Origin of the sequence: Enterococcus sp. DIV1937 (assembly GCF_050535975.1) — a bacterium.
In the GTDB taxonomy this organism is placed as follows: Bacteria; Bacillota; Bacilli; order Lactobacillales; family Enterococcaceae; genus Enterococcus; species Enterococcus faecalis.
In genome coordinates this window covers 678,012-695,426 of record NZ_CP172909.1, presented here as the reverse complement: position 1 = coordinate 695,426, position 17,415 = coordinate 678,012, and the positions used below count along the sequence as shown (strand labels likewise).

Annotated in this window: 16 protein-coding genes; 7 read left to right on the top strand and 9 right to left on the bottom strand. The window is 37.8% G+C overall.

The features are described from left to right. Positions 1-5: 5 nt before the first annotated feature. Genes IGL13_RS03355 through opp1B form a run of 5 tightly spaced genes read right to left on the bottom strand, consistent with a single transcriptional unit; the run spans position 6 to position 5,134 of the window. On the bottom strand, positions 6-1,076 hold the full coding sequence (locus IGL13_RS03355; protein WP_194180220.1) for an RNA-guided endonuclease TnpB family protein: 1,071 nt from the start codon (positions 1,074-1,076) through the stop codon (positions 6-8). Positions 1,077-1,116: 40 nt separating this feature from the next. Continuing rightward, positions 1,117-2,073: an oligopeptide ABC transporter ATP-binding protein Opp1F gene (gene opp1F, locus IGL13_RS03350; RefSeq protein ID WP_002361357.1), complete on the bottom strand. Its 957-nt coding sequence runs from the start codon at positions 2,071-2,073 to the stop codon at positions 1,117-1,119. Further along, complete coding sequence (gene opp1D / locus IGL13_RS03345; RefSeq protein ID WP_002355794.1) at positions 2,073-3,131, bottom strand: oligopeptide ABC transporter ATP-binding protein Opp1D; 1,059 nt, start codon at positions 3,129-3,131, stop codon at positions 2,073-2,075. Before opp1D ends, opp1F begins: the two co-directional genes overlap by 1 nt. A gap of 9 nt (positions 3,132-3,140) precedes the next feature. Next, complete coding sequence (gene opp1C / locus IGL13_RS03340; protein ID WP_002355787.1) at positions 3,141-4,193, bottom strand: oligopeptide ABC transporter permease Opp1C; 1,053 nt, start codon at positions 4,191-4,193, stop codon at positions 3,141-3,143. Beyond that, positions 4,193-5,134, bottom strand: a complete 942-nt coding sequence (gene opp1B / locus IGL13_RS03335) for an oligopeptide ABC transporter permease Opp1B (protein WP_002381304.1) — start codon at positions 5,132-5,134, stop codon at positions 4,193-4,195. The genes opp1C and opp1B overlap by 1 nt, the downstream gene beginning before the upstream one ends. Positions 5,135-5,224: 90 nt before the next feature. Here opp1B and IGL13_RS03330 point away from each other — a divergent pair, with 90 nt between their 5' ends. After that, on the top strand, positions 5,225-5,575 hold the full coding sequence (locus IGL13_RS03330) for a DUF3899 domain-containing protein (RefSeq protein ID WP_002355784.1): 351 nt from the start codon (positions 5,225-5,227) through the stop codon (positions 5,573-5,575). Positions 5,576-5,653: 78 nt separating this feature from the next. Here the strand turns inward: IGL13_RS03330 and opp1A are convergent, their stop codons facing one another. Then, a complete protein-coding gene (opp1A, locus tag IGL13_RS03325) occupies positions 5,654-7,324 on the bottom strand; it encodes an oligopeptide ABC transporter substrate-binding protein Opp1A (protein WP_002381303.1) in 1,671 nt (556 codons plus the stop codon). Between the two features lie 243 nt (positions 7,325-7,567). On the opposite strand from opp1A, the gene IGL13_RS03320 reads away from it, so the two are divergent. The 6 genes from IGL13_RS03320 to fni all read left to right on the top strand — a co-directional run bounded on the left by IGL13_RS03320 (position 7,568) and on the right by fni (position 13,618). Next, on the top strand, positions 7,568-8,641 hold the full coding sequence (locus IGL13_RS03320) for an FUSC family protein (protein WP_002370726.1): 1,074 nt from the start codon (positions 7,568-7,570) through the stop codon (positions 8,639-8,641). After that, on the top strand, positions 8,638-9,273 hold the full coding sequence (locus tag IGL13_RS03315; protein ID WP_002358824.1) for a pentapeptide repeat-containing protein: 636 nt from the start codon (positions 8,638-8,640) through the stop codon (positions 9,271-9,273). The genes IGL13_RS03320 and IGL13_RS03315 overlap by 4 nt, the downstream gene beginning before the upstream one ends. A gap of 269 nt (positions 9,274-9,542) precedes the next feature. Continuing rightward, a complete protein-coding gene (gene mvk, locus IGL13_RS03310; protein WP_002355780.1) occupies positions 9,543-10,487 on the top strand; it encodes a mevalonate kinase in 945 nt (314 codons plus the stop codon). Continuing rightward, a complete protein-coding gene (gene mvaD / locus IGL13_RS03305; RefSeq protein WP_002355778.1) occupies positions 10,487-11,482 on the top strand; it encodes a diphosphomevalonate decarboxylase in 996 nt (331 codons plus the stop codon). Before mvk ends, mvaD begins: the two co-directional genes overlap by 1 nt. Positions 11,483-11,484: 2 nt before the next feature. Further along, positions 11,485-12,591, top strand: a complete 1,107-nt coding sequence (locus tag IGL13_RS03300) for a phosphomevalonate kinase (protein ID WP_002355777.1) — start codon at positions 11,485-11,487, stop codon at positions 12,589-12,591. Continuing rightward, the gene (gene fni, locus IGL13_RS03295) at positions 12,575-13,618 is read left to right on the top strand and encodes a type 2 isopentenyl-diphosphate Delta-isomerase (RefSeq protein WP_002381302.1); all 1,044 of its coding nucleotides are present in this window, start codon (positions 12,575-12,577) and stop codon (positions 13,616-13,618) included. The genes IGL13_RS03300 and fni overlap by 17 nt, the downstream gene beginning before the upstream one ends. A gap of 44 nt (positions 13,619-13,662) precedes the next feature. Here fni and adhE read toward each other — a convergent pair whose 3' ends face one another. The 3 genes from adhE to yajC all read right to left on the bottom strand — a co-directional run bounded on the left by adhE (position 13,663) and on the right by yajC (position 17,382). Next, a complete protein-coding gene (gene adhE / locus IGL13_RS03290; RefSeq protein WP_010710153.1) occupies positions 13,663-16,260 on the bottom strand; it encodes a bifunctional acetaldehyde-CoA/alcohol dehydrogenase in 2,598 nt (865 codons plus the stop codon). Positions 16,261-16,416: 156 nt separating this feature from the next. Next, on the bottom strand, positions 16,417-16,722 hold the full coding sequence (locus IGL13_RS03285) for a post-transcriptional regulator (protein WP_002355774.1): 306 nt from the start codon (positions 16,720-16,722) through the stop codon (positions 16,417-16,419). 261 nt (positions 16,723-16,983) lie between these two features. Next, positions 16,984-17,382, bottom strand: coding sequence for a preprotein translocase subunit YajC (yajC, locus tag IGL13_RS03280; protein WP_002383336.1), 399 nt, complete (start codon positions 17,380-17,382; stop codon positions 16,984-16,986). Positions 17,383-17,415 lie beyond the last annotated feature (33 nt).

Sequence of the window (17,415 nt, the reverse complement as noted above, 5' to 3'; positions counted from 1 at the left end):
TCTATTTATAAGGTTTCTCGTTTAGACAAGCCACGTTCTAAGATTTTTTGGCTTCTAAGATACTCTGAATTTTCTGTACTTTCAGAAAAAGACAACTCTGTTTCTATCTCCTCTGACTCAATACAAATGAGTTCTTTGCCATACCATTGTGCTTTATACAACAGTTTAGCTAAAAATAAAGACCAAGCCAGTTCAGAACGATCATGTTTTGGCGGCTGTTCATTACTGTGATGGGCTTTTTCAATACAAATAACATCGTAACTTGAAACCAATTCCGTTGTAATTTTGTTTAAAATATCCGTTCGTTGGTTGGCTATTTTTTCGCGAATTTTTGCGACTTTTATTTTTTGTTTTTGATAATTTTTTGCTTGCGAAAGATCGACACCTTTTTCTAAAGCAATCATTTTACGCTTGTTTAATTTTCGTTCTTCTTGACGTAGTTTTTGCTTTAAATGCTTTGAACAATAGCTTTTTTCGAAGCTTTCACCATTCGAAAGCAGCGCAAATTTTTCCCTACTGCTACAAATTCCCACCATTTTTTGTTGCTTTGTTTTCGTTTCAATCGGCGCTTCACATAAAATGGAAACATAATAATTGTGACTCGCACTCATAGAAATAGTTACAGATTTTATCTCCCCCAGCGGTTGGCGGTGTACCTTCATTTTAATTAAAGATTTCAATTTAGGTACCTTCAAATAACGATTATCCAAAATTTTGACCGTGCCATGTTGATTGTTCGTAGTGTAGGAATGCACCGTTTCTTTCTTTTTCTTTTTTGGAAAGCCCATCCCTTTTTCCCGATAAAAATTTTTAAAGGCTCGATCCAAATAAACTTGTGCATTTGCCAAGGCTAAACTATCAACTTCTCTGAGGACAGGGTATTGTTTCTTATATTTAGCTGGCGTTGGCATTTTAAACGTTTGTTGAGGATTTTTTCGCATCTCTTTGTAGATATCAATCCGGTCTTGTAACATTAAATTATACACCAAGCGAACACAAGAAAATGTTTTTTGAATAAACTCTTCTTGTTTTGAGGTTGGATAAAGTCTGTATTTATAAGCTTTCAGAGCCTTCATCTCATAACCACCCTACCAAGATAGTTAGAAAAGAAGCTGGTTATAAACCAGCTTTTCTTTTCTTCTCTTCAATTTTTTCACGGTACATTGCAACTTCGTCTTCAGCACAATAAACATAGTGTCCATTGAGAATTTCACGGAGCTCACGATCTTTTCCATCTGCCGCTGCAGGCTGGTAAACGATCCGTTTACGTGTGCGTTCATAGTCTGGATCTGGTAATGGAATCGCAGAAAGTAAACTTTCTGTATAAGGATGAACGCCGAAATTATAGACATCATCACTTGTGCCCATTTCCAATAATTTCCCACTGTGCATTACGCCAATTCGGTCACTAATATGTTTTACCATCGATAAGTCATGTGCGATAAACAAGTAAGTTAAGCCTTGTTCTTTTTGTAAATCTTGTAATAAGTTTACTACTTGGGCTTGAATCGACACATCCAAAGCCGAAATCGGCTCATCACAGATAATGAAACGTGGATTAACCGCTAAAGCACGAGCAATCCCAATCCGTTGACGTTGCCCACCAGAAAACTCATGAGGATAACGCGTACTGTGACTTGGATTTAATCCCACCGTTTTTAAAAGTTCGTTGACTTTTTCTTCCCGCTCTTTTGGTGTTTTAGCTAATCCATTGACATCGATTCCTTCAGCAATAATATCATTGACTTTCATTCTTGGATTCAATGAAGCATATGGATCTTGGAAGATCATTTGAACATCGCGACGGAATGCTTGCATGTCCGCTTTTGATTTAATTTTGCTAATGTCTTTTCCATCGAAAAGAATTTCACCAGCAGTTGGATCATATAAACGAATGACACTGCGACCAGTTGTTGATTTTCCACTTCCTGATTCGCCAACTAATCCAAAGGTTTCGCCTTCAAAAATATGAAAACTAATGTCATCAATGGCTTTTACTTCGTCTTTACGACCAACATTGAAATACTGTTTCAAACCAGTGACTTCTAATAGGACTTTTTTCTCTTCTGCCATTAATTACTACCTCCTGGATTTTTTTGACGCTCTGCATAAATTGCCCAACGACGAACAATCTCTGCTGGAGGCGTAACTTTTGGTGCTTGTGGTGCTAATAACCACGTTGCTGCTTTGTGGGTTGGTGATACTTCAAAATAAGGTGGTTCTTTTTCTGTATCAATTTTTAAAGCAAACTCATTCCGTGGATAGAAGGCATCTCCAGTTGGTGGATCTAATAAATCTGGAGGTGAACCTGGAATCGCATAAAGTTTGTCTTCTGTTCCTTCCATCGTTGGCATTGACCCTAAAAGTCCCCAAGTATATGGATGTTGTGGATTATAGAAAATTTCTTCTGCTGTTCCCACTTCAACCAGACGTCCACCGTACATGACAGCGACACGGTCAGCCACGTTTGCTACTACCCCTAAATCATGGGTAATGAAAATAATCGAAGTGCTAATTTTTTCTTGTAAATCTTTTAATAACTCTAAAATTTGTGCTTGGATGGTTACATCCAACGCTGTAGTTGGTTCATCTGCAATTAGAACTTCTGGATAACAAATTAAAGCAATTGCAATGACAATCCGTTGACGTTGTCCACCAGAAAATTGGTGCGGATAATTTTTCAAACGTTTTTCAGCATTAGGAATGCCGACTAATTTTAGTAATTCTAATGCTTGCGCTAAGCCTTCTTTTTTTGAGACTTTATTATGTTTGATTAATGATTCCGCCACTTGTTTGCCAATTGGCATCGTTGGGTCTAATGAAGTCATCGGATCTTGGAAAATCATTGCGATTTCTTTACCACGAATGGCTTGCATTTGTTTTTCTGTTTTATGAACAATATCTTGCCCTTTAAACAAAATTTCCCCGTTATCAATATTGGCATTACTGCTCAACAAACGCATAATACTGCGGGTTGTAACAGATTTACCACTCCCTGATTCACCTACGATGGCTAACGTTTCACCTTTATAAAGATCAAAACTCACACCACGAATGGCGTTGACTTTACCTGCAAACGTATCAAAGGAGATTCTTAAGTCTTTAACTTCTAATACTTTTTCCATAGTCATTCACCACTCTTACTCTTTCATCTTAGGATCAAATGCGTCACGTAAACCATCAGCTAACAAGTTGAAACAAATCATGATAACTGAAAGTGTTGCCGCTGGAATCCACATTAAATATGGAAGGAAACGGAAAGTTTTGTATCCTTCGTTTAACAAGGTTCCTAAAGATGCGGTTGGTGGACGTAAGCCTAACCCAATAAAACTTAGGAACGCTTCAAAGAAAATTGCCGATGGGATACTGAACATCATTTGGACAATAATAACACTTGAGATATTCGGTAAAATATGTTTAATAGCAATTTTCCAACGAGATTCGCCCAATGTTTCTGCTGCCATGACAAACTCTTGGTCTTTTAGTTTCATGGTCTGGGCTCGCACAATCCTGGCCATTGATATCCAGTTTGTAATAACCATGGCCAAAACAATCGAAACAATCCCTGGATCAAAGACTGTTAGCATCAAGATCATAACAACTAAGTTAGGAATACCAGAAAGAACTTCTAAAATACGTTGCATTACTGTATCGACACGACCGCCGACTAATCCGGAAATCAGTCCATACGTTACCCCAATCGTAATATCTAGAATCGCCGCGATAAACGCAATTAATAAGGAAATACGTGTTCCCATAAATAAACGACTTAGGACATCACGACCTAAACCATCTGTTCCTAGATAAAAGTTTACGTTATCTGGAACGTTTGCTTGTGCATATTTATCAACTAATTGACCAGCAACTGTTGTTTTACCATTTAAACCATTCACGCTTTCCAAGCCAGGAATTCGTGGTGGTAAGTTAATGTAAGAAACATTTTGTTTCGTTGGGTTATGTGGTGAAACCCAAATGGTAATAATAGAGATAAAGATAATAACTGCTAAGAAACTCATTGAGATAACTGCAGCTTTATTCTTTTTCAAACGACGCCATGAGTCTTGTAAGAAACTTAAAGACGGTGTGGCAATACGCTCTCTTTCTTTTAGAGTTGAAGTGTTTAGAGGCTGAAACTCATCTGCCGGAATATCTTTAATCGCTTGTGGTAGATTATTTTTATTGACTGTTTCCATTAGCCTTTTGCACCTCCTGATACGCGAATTCTTGGATCAATTAAACCATAAAGTAAATCAACAATCAGAATTACAACAACTAACATTGTTGAATACAAAATAGTTACTGCCATAATTGTTGGATAGTCGTTTGTCATAATTGATTTTACAAACTGTTCCCCAATTCCAGGGATGGCAAAAATATTTTCTACTACTAAAGAACCTGTCATTAAACCAACGGCTAAAGGTCCTAATAAGGTAATCAATGGAATTAAACTGTTTCTTAACCCGTGGCGGAATGCAACTTGCCAGCGACTCAAGCCTTTTGCTTTGGCTAATTCGACATAATCACTATGCAAGACCTCTACCATCTCGGTTCGAATAAACCTAGCCGAATCGGCCATTGGACTCATTGCCAAGGCAATAGTTGGCAAGATTGTGTATGCAAAACCATTCCACATAGCAATTGGTAAGATTCTTAATTTCATTGCAAAAATGTATTGTAATAATACCGCGAAAACAAAGTTTGGAATAGAACGACCTAAAATGGCTAACAATGTTGCCAACGTATCTACCCAAGTATTTTGACGCATCGCTGCGATAATCCCCAATAAAATACCGACTAACGTACCAAAGATAATCGCTTGTCCACCCAGTTGAAGGGATGGTCCAATTCGACCAGCTAATAACTTAGCAACAGGTTGGTTTTTAAATTGGAATGAAATACCAAAGTCTCCCGTTACCAGGTTCTTTAAGTAAATTCCGTATTGAACAATCACTGGTTTATCTAAGCCAGATTGTTTATTCAACATAGCGATTGTTTCTGGACTAAGTTTTTCTTGGTTGGTATAAGGCGTACCTGGTAATAATTGCATTAAGAAAAACGTAATCGTTGCGATTAACCACAAAGTGATAATCATGAAAAAGATCCGTTTAAGAAAATATTTTCCAAAACTATTCAATAATGACACCTCCGAGATTTTTTTGACTTCCTCAGTTATTTTCGTTAAAGTAATGACTAGATAGACCACAATAATAGATAGGGTGAACACATGAAAACTTTTAAATGGCCAATTATTACAGCCGTTATTTCCAGTATCGGCATTTTTCTTTACTTATTAATAAGTAAAGAACCTATCACTACCTCCTCATTATCAGATACCTTCTTTATCGTTTCGCTTTTCTTTTTAATTATCGGCATTGCTTTATGGATTATGTCCTCTGGCTTTTTCGATAACTTTCAGCGCTCAATGAAAAACGCGTTTCGTTTTAAAAAGAAAAATGAACCGAAAGAGTTTATCCCGCTTTCAGTCATTGGCGATGCACATCGCTCTTTCTGGCTAAAAACTGGGGGCATCTTACTGATTCTGTCTTTAGGCTTTCTACTATTTTACTTGGTCTAAGACAAGATAGCAAGAGGACCGTTGCCTTTTATTCCATGGCAAAGGTCCTTTTTTGTTTGCTATCGATCTTTTGTCAGGTTATTCTGAAATGTATGCCCATTTGTAGTCATACGTTGCGCCAGCAGGATGAACTGCGACATCTTTGACTTTTTCAGCACGTAAATGCGCTTCTGATTTTTGGAATAATGGTACCACACCCATGTCTCCCATAATCGTTTTCTCTGCATTTAACATATCATCCCAACGTTTTTCAGGATCTGTCGCATCTGCACTACTTGCAGCTTTCACGAACTTGTCAAACTCTGGATTGTTATAACGTCCACGGTTATATGAGTTATCTGAAGCAAATAAGTCTAAGAAACTACTTGGATCAGCATAGTCAGCACTCCAACCACCGATTACTGCATCAAAGTCGCCTTTGTTTGAACGATCTAAACGAACGGAGAATGGAACCGGACTAACCGTTACCTTCACACCATCTAAAGCATCTTGAATTGACCCTTGAACAAATTCAACTGTTTTCTTAGAAGAATCTGCATCTGAAGAAAGAATATCCATTGTTAAGGTTGAAATCCCCAATTCTTTTTTCGCTTTTTCCCAGTATTCTTTAGCTTTTTTCGTATCATATTCAATTTGACTACCTGCTTCTTTAGCAAAGTCTTTGCCGCCACTTGGGTCTTTTGCCATATCTGCTGGTACTAAACCGTTTGGCTCGATAGAACCATCCCCTAAGATTGATTCAACTAACGCTTTACGGTCGATTGAGTAAGAAATTGCTTTACGTAAGTTCGCATTTCTAAATGGTGATTTTTCATCACGTTGATTTAGTTCCATATATTGTGTTGATGCTTCTTTTTGACTAACAAAAGCTGGGTCATTGGCCATTTGTTGAGCTAATTCACCAGAAAGAACGACATCGTCTGTTTGTCCATCTTGGAACAAGTTCAACGCGGTTGGTGATTCTTTCACAACATTCACATCTACTGAGTCCAGTTTCACTGTGTCTTTATCCCAATATTGATCGTTTTTCTTGAATGACCATTTTGTATCTGTACCAGGACCATCAAAGCCGTCTAAGACGAATGGCCCATTGTAGACAGCACTTTCGCTGTTTGATGCATAATTTTTACCATATTTTTCCACAATATCTTGACGTTGCGGGAAGAATGATGGGAAAGCTAATAAGTAATCAAAGTATGGTGTTGCTTTTTCTAAGGTGATTTCTAATTCTGTATCACTGACTGCTTTAATTCCTAATTCTGATTTATCTTTTTCCCCTTTAGCAATGGCATCACCATTTTTTACAGAGGCATACAGATAAGCATATTCAGAAGCTGTCGCTGGATCAACTGTTCGTTGCCATCCGTAAACATAGTCATTAGCAGTCACTGGTTTACCGTCTGACCATTTTGCATCTTTATTTAATTTAATTTTGTATGTTAGTCCATCTTCAGAAACTTCTGCTTTTTCCGCTGCACCTGCAGGTTGGACTTTGTTATCTTTGTCTAAACGATAAATTCCTTCATATACATTATTTAATGCAATAAAACTAATTCTGTCTGTTGCTAGTGATAAATCAGCTGTTGGCATTTCTTGTTGTTCTGTGACACGTAAAACTTGTTCGCCACTTGCCTTACCGCCACCAGACGCGCTTGAGCTATCTGACGTTCCGCCGCCTCCACAAGCCGCTAAAGTTGTTACGCTAAATAATGTAATCACACCGAATGTTAATGACTTTTTCAATTTCATAGTGTTGCCTCCTAAAATAATACAATCTGTATTTTCTGAAAAATCAGAATTTAATAATTATTTATTGCTATGGAATATATCTTACATTTTTCATATTAAAATTGCAAGTCAAAATGTTAACTTTTTTTAATTTTTCTTCTCTTCCTATCAGAAACCCCTCTTTTTCTTCCTGTCTTTTATTGCAATTCTTTTGTCAGTTTTCTAAACATTATGGTAAATTAGGAAGTAAAGGAGTGACAAAATATGAAAAATTCTACGTTTTTAAAGGATTTGTTTGCTATTGATAAAGCAAATGACGAATTATTTCGGTTAGTTGGTGTCGCAATTTGTATGGCAATTCCATTATTAATTGGTTATTTTTCCAATAATTTACTCATTGGGACCTTTGGCTCGATGGGCATTTATACGTTTATTTATTATCAGCCGCTTCCTTTGCCCCAATTATTGCGCAGACTGAATATTGTTGGCTTTTTTATTGTTCTGGGCAACAGCTTAGGAATGCTAAGTCACCATGTACCTTGGTTGATTCCCATTACAATTGCCATCGTCGCTTTTCTTGCACGCTTACTTTTTAGATTGTATGGCATTGAGAAGCCTGGTGCTTTGTTAGTTATCATGTCAACCGCAATGGGAACAAGCAACAATTTTCCTTTACATAAGATTCCCATCATGGCCAGTTTTGTTCTTTTAGGAGTAGTGACCGGCATTATCATGGGCATTGTGCTTCATTTCATCGACAAGCGCCCCTACGTTTTTCAAAAACGGATGTCTCTTCAAGAACGACTTTATATTGATCCCGCTTCTTTATTAGATGCTTTGCATTATGCGGCCATTTTATTTTTAGCGGCTTATTTAAGTCAATCGCTTCATTTAATCAACGCCTATTGGATGACGTTTACTTGCGCAGCCATTTTACAAGGGGAAAATTTACATTCTGTGATGCAGCGAAATGTTCAACGGATTCTAGGTACGAGTCTTGGTTTGTTGCTTTCTGCAATTTTATTAATGATTCCCTTTACACCTTTACAAACAATCGGTATCATTAGTATTCTGTATGCAGCTTTTGAAGGATTCATTAACAGAAACTATGCGATTGCCAGCTTTTTTATTACCCCGATGTCCTTATTATTATCAAATCTTGCACGACAGCAAGTCATTAGTAATCTTTTAAACTATCGATTAGTCGGGATTGTGTTAGGTAGTTTACTTGGTTTTGCCGGCGCTTATGTTTTCACAACTGCGCTACGTTTCTATAATCGGGCCTACTCAATTGATGAAACCTTTGAAAATCAACAAGAAGAAAGAGGCGTTTTATGAAAATAACTTATCCCTTGCCACCAAATCTGCCAGAACAACTTCCTCTATTAACGAACTGTCAATTAGAAGATGAGGCAATCTTAGAAAATCATTTGTATCAGCAGATTGATTTACCGAATCAAGAAATTCGTAACTTAGTATTTCGGGATGCTGTTTTCGATCATCTTTCATTAGCAAATGGCCAGTTTGCTTCTTTTGATTGTAGTAATGTGCGTTTTGAAGCTTGCGATTTTTCTAACGTCGAATGGCTGTCTGGCAGTTTTCATCGAGTGACTTTCCTTCGTTGCAATTTGACAGGAACGAATTTTGCAGATAGCTATTTAAAAGATTGTCTATTTGAAGATTGCAAAGCCGATTATGCTTCTTTTCGTTTTGCAAATTTTAATCTTGTTCACTTTAATCAGACACGTTTAGTCGAAAGTGAATTTTTCGAGGTCACCTGGAAGAAACTCCTGCTAGAAGCTTGCGATTTAACCGAAAGTAATTGGCTAAATACTTCTTTAAAAGGATTGGATTTTTCCCAAAACACCTTTGAACGCTTGACTTTCTCACCAAACTATTTATCAGGTCTTAAAGTCACCCCTGAACAAGCCATTTATTTGGCAAGTGCCCTTGGTTTGGTGATTACCTAAGAAAATTTTAAAAAAATAGCCGAATAACTGGTTCTGTCGGTTCTTTCTTATTAAATTGTTATTAATTTTTTGGAAAAACCAACGGAACCATTTTACTTGTGCCTTATTTTTAGGTAAACTATCTTAGGTTAAGCAATCTCTTTTTTTGGAACAAGAGAAACTTTTGGAATCATTTCCTATAAATCATGAAGAGATTATGACAAACGTTCTTCTAATCCAAGAACGTCTTTTGTCCTATACTCGATTCTACTCAAAAGGAATGTCAGTGAATGAATATAAAAAAACAAGGCCTCGGTCAAGCGACGGGAAAAATCATTTTAATGGGGGAACACGCCGTTGTTTACGGCGAACCAGCAATCGCCTTTCCTTTTCAAGCGACAGAAATCACAGCCGTCTTTACCCCAGCAAAAACTATGCAGATTGATTGTGCATATTTTACAGGATTGCTTGAAGACGTGCCCCAAGAGCTAGCAAATATCAAGGAAGTTGTTCAGCAAACCTTACATTTTTTAAAGGAAGATACGTTTAAAGGCACTTTGACCTTAACAAGTACGATTCCCGCTGAACGAGGAATGGGCTCAAGCGCAGCAACCGCTGTGGCCATCGTTCGAAGCCTTTTTGATTATTTTGATTACGCTTATACATATCAAGAATTGTTTGAGCTTGTTTCCTTAAGTGAGAAAATTGCTCATGGCAATCCTAGTGGTATCGATGCCGCAGCAACAAGCGGCGCTGATCCCTTATTTTTTACTAGAGGATTTCCGCCCACACATTTCTCGATGAATTTATCTAATGCCTACTTAGTAGTAGCTGATACGGGAATTAAAGGTCAAACACGTGAAGCAGTGAAAGACATTGCGCAGCTAGCTCAAAATAATCCCACAGCAATCGCTGAAACAATGAAACAATTAGGTTCTTTTACTAAAGAAGCAAAGCAGGCGATTTTACAAGATGATAAACAAAAATTAGGTCAGCTAATGACGTTAGCGCAAGAGCAACTCCAGCAATTAACCGTCAGCAACGATATGCTGGATCGACTAGTGGCTCTCTCTCTAGAACATGGCGCTCTAGGAGCAAAATTAACCGGCGGCGGTCGCGGTGGCTGTATGATTGCCTTAACAGATAATAAAAAGACCGCACAAACCATTGCACAGACTTTAGAAGAAAATGGAGCTGTTGCTACATGGATTCAATCATTAGAGGTGAAAAAGTAATGCTTTCAGGAAAAGCACGAGCGCATACAAATATTGCTCTGATTAAATATTGGGGAAAAGCCAATGAAGAATACATTTTACCAATGAATAGTAGTTTATCATTAACATTAGATGCCTTTTACACAGAAACAACTGTGACATTTGATGCCCATTATTCAGAAGATGTATTTATTTTAGATGGTATCTTGCAAAACGAAAAACAAACAAAAAAAGTCAAAGAATTTTTGAACCTTGTTCGTCAACAAGCCGATTGTACTTGGTTTGCAAAAGTGGAAAGTCAAAATTTTGTGCCTACTGCAGCTGGTTTGGCTTCTTCAGCGAGTGGTCTAGCTGCTTTAGCAGGGGCCTGTAACGTAGCCTTAGGATTAAATCTTTCAGCAAAAGACTTATCACGTTTAGCGCGACGTGGTTCAGGTTCTGCTTGTCGCAGCATTTTTGGTGGTTTTGCTCAATGGAACAAAGGCCACTCTGATGAAACGTCGTTTGCTGAAAATATTCCAGCCAATAATTGGGAAAACGAATTGGCCATGCTCTTTATCTTAATTAATGATGGCGAAAAAGATGTTTCCAGCCGTGATGGAATGAAACGAACAGTAGAAACTTCTAGCTTTTATCAAGGTTGGTTGGACAATGTGGAAAAAGATTTATCCCAAGTTCATGAAGCAATTAAAACAAAAGACTTCCCTCGTTTAGGAGAAATCATTGAAGCCAATGGGTTAAGGATGCATGGAACAACCTTAGGTGCTGTCCCTCCATTTACTTACTGGTCCCCAGGCAGTTTACAAGCGATGGCTTTAGTTCGCCAAGCACGGGCCAAAGGAATTCCTTGTTACTTTACAATGGATGCAGGTCCGAATGTCAAGGTCTTAGTCGAAAAGAAAAACTTAGAAGCATTAAAAACATTTTTAAGTGAACATTTTTCAAAAGAGCAGTTAGTCCCAGCTTTTGCTGGTCCCGGAATTGAATTGTTTGAAACGAAAGGAATGGATAAATAAGCATGATTGAAGTTACTACGCCAGGAAAGTTATTTATTGCAGGAGAATATGCCGTTGTTGAACCTGGCCACCCTGCCATTATCGTTGCTGTGGATCAATTCGTAACTGTAACTGTCGAAGAAACAACAGATGAAGGCAGTATTCAATCTGCACAATACAGCTCTTTACCTATTCGTTGGACACGCCGAAATGGTGAGCTTGTATTAGATATTCGCGAAAATCCTTTTCATTATGTTTTAGCGGCGATTCATCTAACTGAAAAATATGCGCAAGAGCAAAACAAAGAATTGTCATTTTATCATTTAAAAGTGACGAGTGAATTAGATAGTTCAAATGGACGAAAATATGGTCTTGGTTCAAGCGGTGCGGTAACCGTTGGAACTGTCAAAGCCTTGAATATTTTTTATGACTTAGGTTTGGAAAATGAGGAAATTTTCAAATTATCAGCATTAGCTCACTTAGCCGTTCAAGGAAATGGTTCTTGCGGAGATATCGCCGCCAGCTGTTACGGGGGCTGGATTGCCTTTTCAACCTTCGATCATGATTGGGTCAATCAAAAAGTAGCCACTGAAACATTAACTGATTTGTTAGCAATGGACTGGCCTGAATTAATGATTTTTCCGTTAAAAGTACCGAAACAACTACGTTTACTAATTGGTTGGACAGGTAGTCCTGCGTCCACTTCAGACTTAGTTGATCGAGTTCATCAATCAAAAGAAGAAAAACAAGCGGCTTATGAGCAGTTCTTAATGAAAAGTCGGCTTTGTGTCGAAACAATGATTAATGGCTTTAACACAGGAAAAATTTCTGTTATTCAAAAACAAATTACTAAAAATCGCCAATTACTCGCCGAATTATCTTCACTGACTGGTGTGGTAATCGAAACAGAAGCCTTGAAAAATCTTTGTGATTTGGCTGAATCTTATACAGGAGCTGCGAAATCTTCTGGCGCTGGCGGGGGCGATTGTGGGATTGTAATTTTCCGCCAAAAATCTGGGATTTTACCATTAATGACTGCTTGGGAAAAAGACGGAATTACCCCACTGCCACTTCACGTCTATACCTATGGTCAAAAGGAGTGTAAGGAGAAGCATGAATCGAAAAGATGAACATCTATCATTAGCTAAAGCGTTCCACAAAGAAAAAAGTAATGACTTTGATCGTGTGCGTTTTGTTCACCAATCGTTTGCTGAATCCGCTGTTAACGAAGTGGATATTTCCACTTCGTTTCTTTCTTTTCAGCTTCCCCAACCTTTTTATGTCAATGCAATGACAGGTGGTAGTCAGCGTGCAAAAGAAATTAATCAGCAATTAGGCATTATTGCCAAAGAAACTGGCCTTTTAGTTGCGACAGGATCTGTCTCGGCAGCGTTAAAAGATGCTAGTTTAGCGGATACGTATCAAATTATGCGAAAAGAAAACCCAGATGGACTCATTTTTGCCAATATTGGTGCAGGCTTGGGTGTGGAAGAAGCAAAGCGAGCGCTTGATTTATTTCAAGCGAATGCCTTACAAATCCATGTAAATGTGCCCCAAGAATTGGTCATGCCTGAAGGAGATCGTGATTTCACTAATTGGCTAACCAAGATTGAAGCTATCGTACAGGCCGTAGAAGTGCCTGTCATTGTCAAAGAGGTTGGCTTTGGCATGAGCCAAGAAACCTTAGAAAAACTTACCTCTATCGGCGTTCAAGCAGCGGATGTGAGCGGCCAAGGCGGAACGAGTTTTACACAAATTGAAAATGCCCGGCGGAAGAAACGAGAACTTTCTTTCTTAGATGATTGGGGGCAATCAACGGTCATCTCTCTTCTGGAATCACAAAATTGGCAAAAGAAACTAACTATTCTCGGCTCTGGCGGTGTGCGTAACTCTCTTGATATTGTCAAAGGACTCGCTTTAGGTGCCAAAAGCATGGGAGTTGCTGGGACTATCTTAGCTTCCCTTATGAGTAAAAATGGTTTAGAAAATACCCTAGCCCTTGTACAGCAATGGCAAGAAGAAGTGAAAATGCTTTATACTCTTTTAGGAAAAAAGACGACAGAAGAATTGACGAGTACCGCACTTATCCTCGATCCAGTTTTAGTTAATTGGTGTCATAACCGTGGTATCGACAGCACTGTTTTCGCAAAACGTTAAAGAGACCAGAACATTAATGTTCTGGTCTCTTTATTTGAGTTCTTTTATCCTACATAAGCATCTAAGATAATTTGTTTTAGTTCACTAATTAATGGTTCTTTCGGATTTGCAGTTGTACATTGGTCTTCATATGCAAGTTCTGCCATACGATCAACTGTTGTGTCTAATGTTTCTTGTGAGACACCTTGGGCTTTCAAGTTCATGTCAATTCCGACTGATTTACCTAAGTCTGCTACTGCTGTTGCTAAAGCTTCTACTAATTCTGCGGTAGTATTTCCTTTTAAGCCTAAGAATTTTGCAATGTCTGCATAATCAGTATCGGCGCGGAAGTAATCATATTTAGGGAACATTGCGTGTTTTGATGGATCTTTCGCATTGTAACGAATAATATGTGGTAATAAAATCGCATTTGTACGACCATGTGGAATGCCATATTCCCCACCAATTTTATGAGCAATAGAGTGACAAATACCTAAGAATGCATTGGCAAATGCCATCCCTGCCATGGTTGATGCATTATGCATTTTTTCACGAGATTCCATATCTGGACGTTTCACTGAATTTTCTAAATGATCGAAAACTAACTTGATTGCTTGTAAACTTAAACCACGTGTGTAATCTGAAGCCATCACGGAAACATAAGATTCAATAGCATGTGTTAAAACATCCATACCTGTATCTGCAGTGACTGAAGCTGGCACAGACATTACGAACTGTGGATCAACAATCGCTACATCTGGTGTTAACGCATAGTCTGCTAACGGATATTTCACGTGTGTTTCACTATCAGTAATAACGGCAAATGGTGTAACTTCTGAACCAGTTCCTGAAGTAGTTGGGATACAAACAAATTGTGTTTTTTCTGGTTTGGCAATTTTATATGTCCGTTTGCGGATATCTAAGAATTTTTGTTTTGCACCAAAGAACTCTGTATCTGGGTGTTCATAGAACATCCACATGCCTTTCGCCGCGTCCATTGCAGAACCGCCACCCAAGGCAATCACTGTATCTGGTTGGAAATCAACCATCATTTTGGTACCTGCATAAACAGTATTTGTTGATGGGTTTGGTTCAACATCAGAAAATACTTCGATTTTCACATCATTTTTACGTTTTTGTAGCTCTTTACGTACGATATCTGCATAGCCAAATTGAACCATACCTGGGTCACAAACTAACATGACACGTTCAACATTTTCCATTTTTTGTAGATATTGTAAAGAATTTTTTTCAAAGAAAATTTTTGGAGGTAATTTAAACCATTGCATATTATTTCTCCGTTTCGCTACCGTTTTAATATTAATTAAGTTAATGGATGATACGTTTTTAGAAACAGAGTTTTTCCCGTATGAACCACAACCAAGTGTTAAAGATGGAATCATTTCGTTATAAATGTTACCGATACCGCCTTCTGCTGATGGAGTATTCACTAAAATACGACAAGCTTTCATACGTAAACCAAAAGCAACTTGTAACTCTTCATCTTCTGTATGAATTACTGCTGTATGTCCTAAACCACCTAAGTTTAACATCGCTTCACATAGTTCAAAAGCATGCTCTGCATTGTTTGATTTCATCATTGCTAAAACTGGCGATAATTTTTCTCTTGATAATGGATATTCTGGACCTGCACCTTCTAATTCAGCGACTAAAATTTTTGTGCCTTTTGGTACGCTAATTCCTGCTAATTCAGCAATTTTTTCTGCAGAGTTACCGACAATCGCTGGATTTACTGCGTATTTGCCTTCATTCATCACTGCATCTTCTAGTTTTTGTAATTCATTCGGTTTCACGAAGTAAACATTGTGTGCTTCAAACTCAGCTTTGACAGAAGCATAAATTTCTTTATCCACAATGACCGCTTGCTCAGAAGCACAAATCATTCCATTATCAAATGATTTTGAAACAATTAAATCATTAACCGCACGTTTTACTTTAGCCGTTTTTTCAATATAAGCTGGTACGTTCCCAGGACCAACGCCTAGTGCTGGTTTACCTGTTGAGTACGCAGATTTTACCATGCCTGCGCCACCAGTTGCTAGAACAATGGCAATCCCTGGATGATTCATCAAAGCAGATGTTGCATCAATCGATGGTTGTTCAATCCATTGAATACAATTTTCTGGTGCACCTGCTGCAATCGCCGCATCCCGTACAATACGTGCCGCTTCTGCCGAACATTTTTGTGCGCTAGGATGGAAAGCAAAAACAATTGGATTTCTTGTTTTTAAGGCAATTAGTGATTTAAAAATAGTTGTTGACGTTGGGTTTGTTGTTGGTGTGACCCCACATACCACGCCAACTGGCTCAGCAATTTCCATTAAACCGGTTTGTTCGTCTTTGTTAATTACACCCACTGTTTTATCATGTTTAATATTATTCCAAATGTATTCAGATGCATACATATTTTTGATTGCTTTATCTTCATAGATTCCACGGCCAGTTTCTTCGACAGCCATTTTTGCTAAAGGCATATGTTGGTCTAACGCCGCCATCGCCATTTGATGGACAATGTGATCTACTTGTTCTTGTGTAAAATCTTCCATTGCTTTTAAAGCGACATTCGCTTTTGTTGCTAATTCATCAATCATTGATGAAACATCAACTGTTTCTGTCTTTTCTTTTTTTACTGTTTTAACCATGTTCATCCTCCTAAGAGTTTCATTTTAAAAAAACTTTGTTAACTATTTCACATTCACATCATACAACATAAAACGAATCTTGTAAATAGTTTTTGTGATATTTTTCACAACTATTTATAATTTTTTTATCTCAAAAAAAAAGACCTATTCTTTTTTCTAGAATAAGTCTTCAATATCATGCCAGTCCCTTAAAGGATTTTTTGATGTCTGTGCCAATAATTGTTGATAGTCAAAAAATTCATTCGGCTTAACCTTCTGAATGTCTTTGCGACAGTCTTTGACAGATAAATGGGTTTGTTTTTTCCAACGATAGGTGAGTAAATAAGTCAATAAATCTTCTTCGTTGATGGAAGAATAACCTAGTTCACGAAAATTTTGGCACTTCTTTTTAATACTTTTATTGAGCATTTTTTGTTGTAACCAACTTAATTTTTCCTTTGTCATGGGCTCTTCTCCTTCCAACCAAGCGAAAGATTGCTCACTTTTTAACTATCTTCCAACACTATAAAAAGGAACCTTTTTTGTAAACTTAATAGTTAAAAAGGACTTAGGACGTAAGTCCAAATGACCTACCTTCCTAGTCCTACATTTTAAGATAAACGACACGAGCGGAATAGGAATTATCTCTTCTTATTGGCTTTCTCGTGTGACTACTGGTCACAGTTTCGCCTTTGAAAAGCCTGTTCCGCTCTCTCTAACCATTAAATGAATTAGTTGATTCGTTTAGTCTTTCTTTTCTTTTGAAGGATCTGATGTTTCAGGAACTTCAGTTACTTCTTCTGTGACTGTCTCTTCAACTTCTGTGACTGGTACACTAGTTACTGCTGAATCATTTGTAACGGCAGTTCCAGGTGTTACAGTTCGAATTGCTGCACGGTCAAATTCTAAGACAATACCTTCGCAATCGATTAAAACTGTTTTTTCATTGATTTCACTTAAAACACCATGTAAACCACCAATTGTGACAACACTATCGCCAGTTTTCATTGCGTTTAGTTGTTTTTGACGTTCTTGCTGTTGTTTCTTTTGAGAACGTGTCATGAAAAACATCATTCCTCCTAAAAGGACTAATGTAAAAATCATTGTAAATCCGCCACCCATTTGTTTCACCTCACTCTGCATTATTCACACTACTAACTGTATCAAAAAAATGCT

Bases quoted from the DNA above. Each gene is read 5' to 3' on its own strand.
- opp1D (WP_002355794.1), bottom strand. From the start codon at position 3,131: ATGACTATGGAAAAAGTATTAGAAGTTAAAGACTTAAGAATCTCCTTT.
- IGL13_RS03300 (WP_002355777.1), top strand. From the start codon at position 11,485: ATGATTGAAGTTACTACGCCAGGAAAGTTATTTATTGCAGGAGAATAT.
- mvk (WP_002355780.1), top strand. From the start codon at position 9,543: ATGAATATAAAAAAACAAGGCCTCGGTCAAGCGACGGGAAAAATCATT.
- IGL13_RS03320 (WP_002370726.1), top strand. From the start codon at position 7,568: ATGAAAAATTCTACGTTTTTAAAGGATTTGTTTGCTATTGATAAAGCA.
- IGL13_RS03330 (WP_002355784.1), top strand. From the start codon at position 5,225: ATGAAAACTTTTAAATGGCCAATTATTACAGCCGTTATTTCCAGTATC.
- adhE (WP_010710153.1), bottom strand. From the start codon at position 16,260: ATGGTTAAAACAGTAAAAAAAGAAAAGACAGAAACAGTTGATGTTTCA.
- fni (WP_002381302.1), top strand. From the start codon at position 12,575: ATGAATCGAAAAGATGAACATCTATCATTAGCTAAAGCGTTCCACAAA.
- opp1C (WP_002355787.1), bottom strand. From the start codon at position 4,193: ATGGAAACAGTCAATAAAAATAATCTACCACAAGCGATTAAAGATATT.
- opp1A (WP_002381303.1), bottom strand. From the start codon at position 7,324: ATGAAATTGAAAAAGTCATTAACATTCGGTGTGATTACATTATTTAGC.
- IGL13_RS03355 (WP_194180220.1), bottom strand. From the start codon at position 1,076: ATGAAGGCTCTGAAAGCTTATAAATACAGACTTTATCCAACCTCAAAA.
- IGL13_RS03315 (WP_002358824.1), top strand. From the start codon at position 8,638: ATGAAAATAACTTATCCCTTGCCACCAAATCTGCCAGAACAACTTCCT.
- opp1F (WP_002361357.1), bottom strand. From the start codon at position 2,073: ATGGCAGAAGAGAAAAAAGTCCTATTAGAAGTCACTGGTTTGAAACAG.
- mvaD (WP_002355778.1), top strand. From the start codon at position 10,487: ATGCTTTCAGGAAAAGCACGAGCGCATACAAATATTGCTCTGATTAAA.
- yajC (WP_002383336.1), bottom strand. From the start codon at position 17,382: ATGCAGAGTGAGGTGAAACAAATGGGTGGCGGATTTACAATGATTTTT.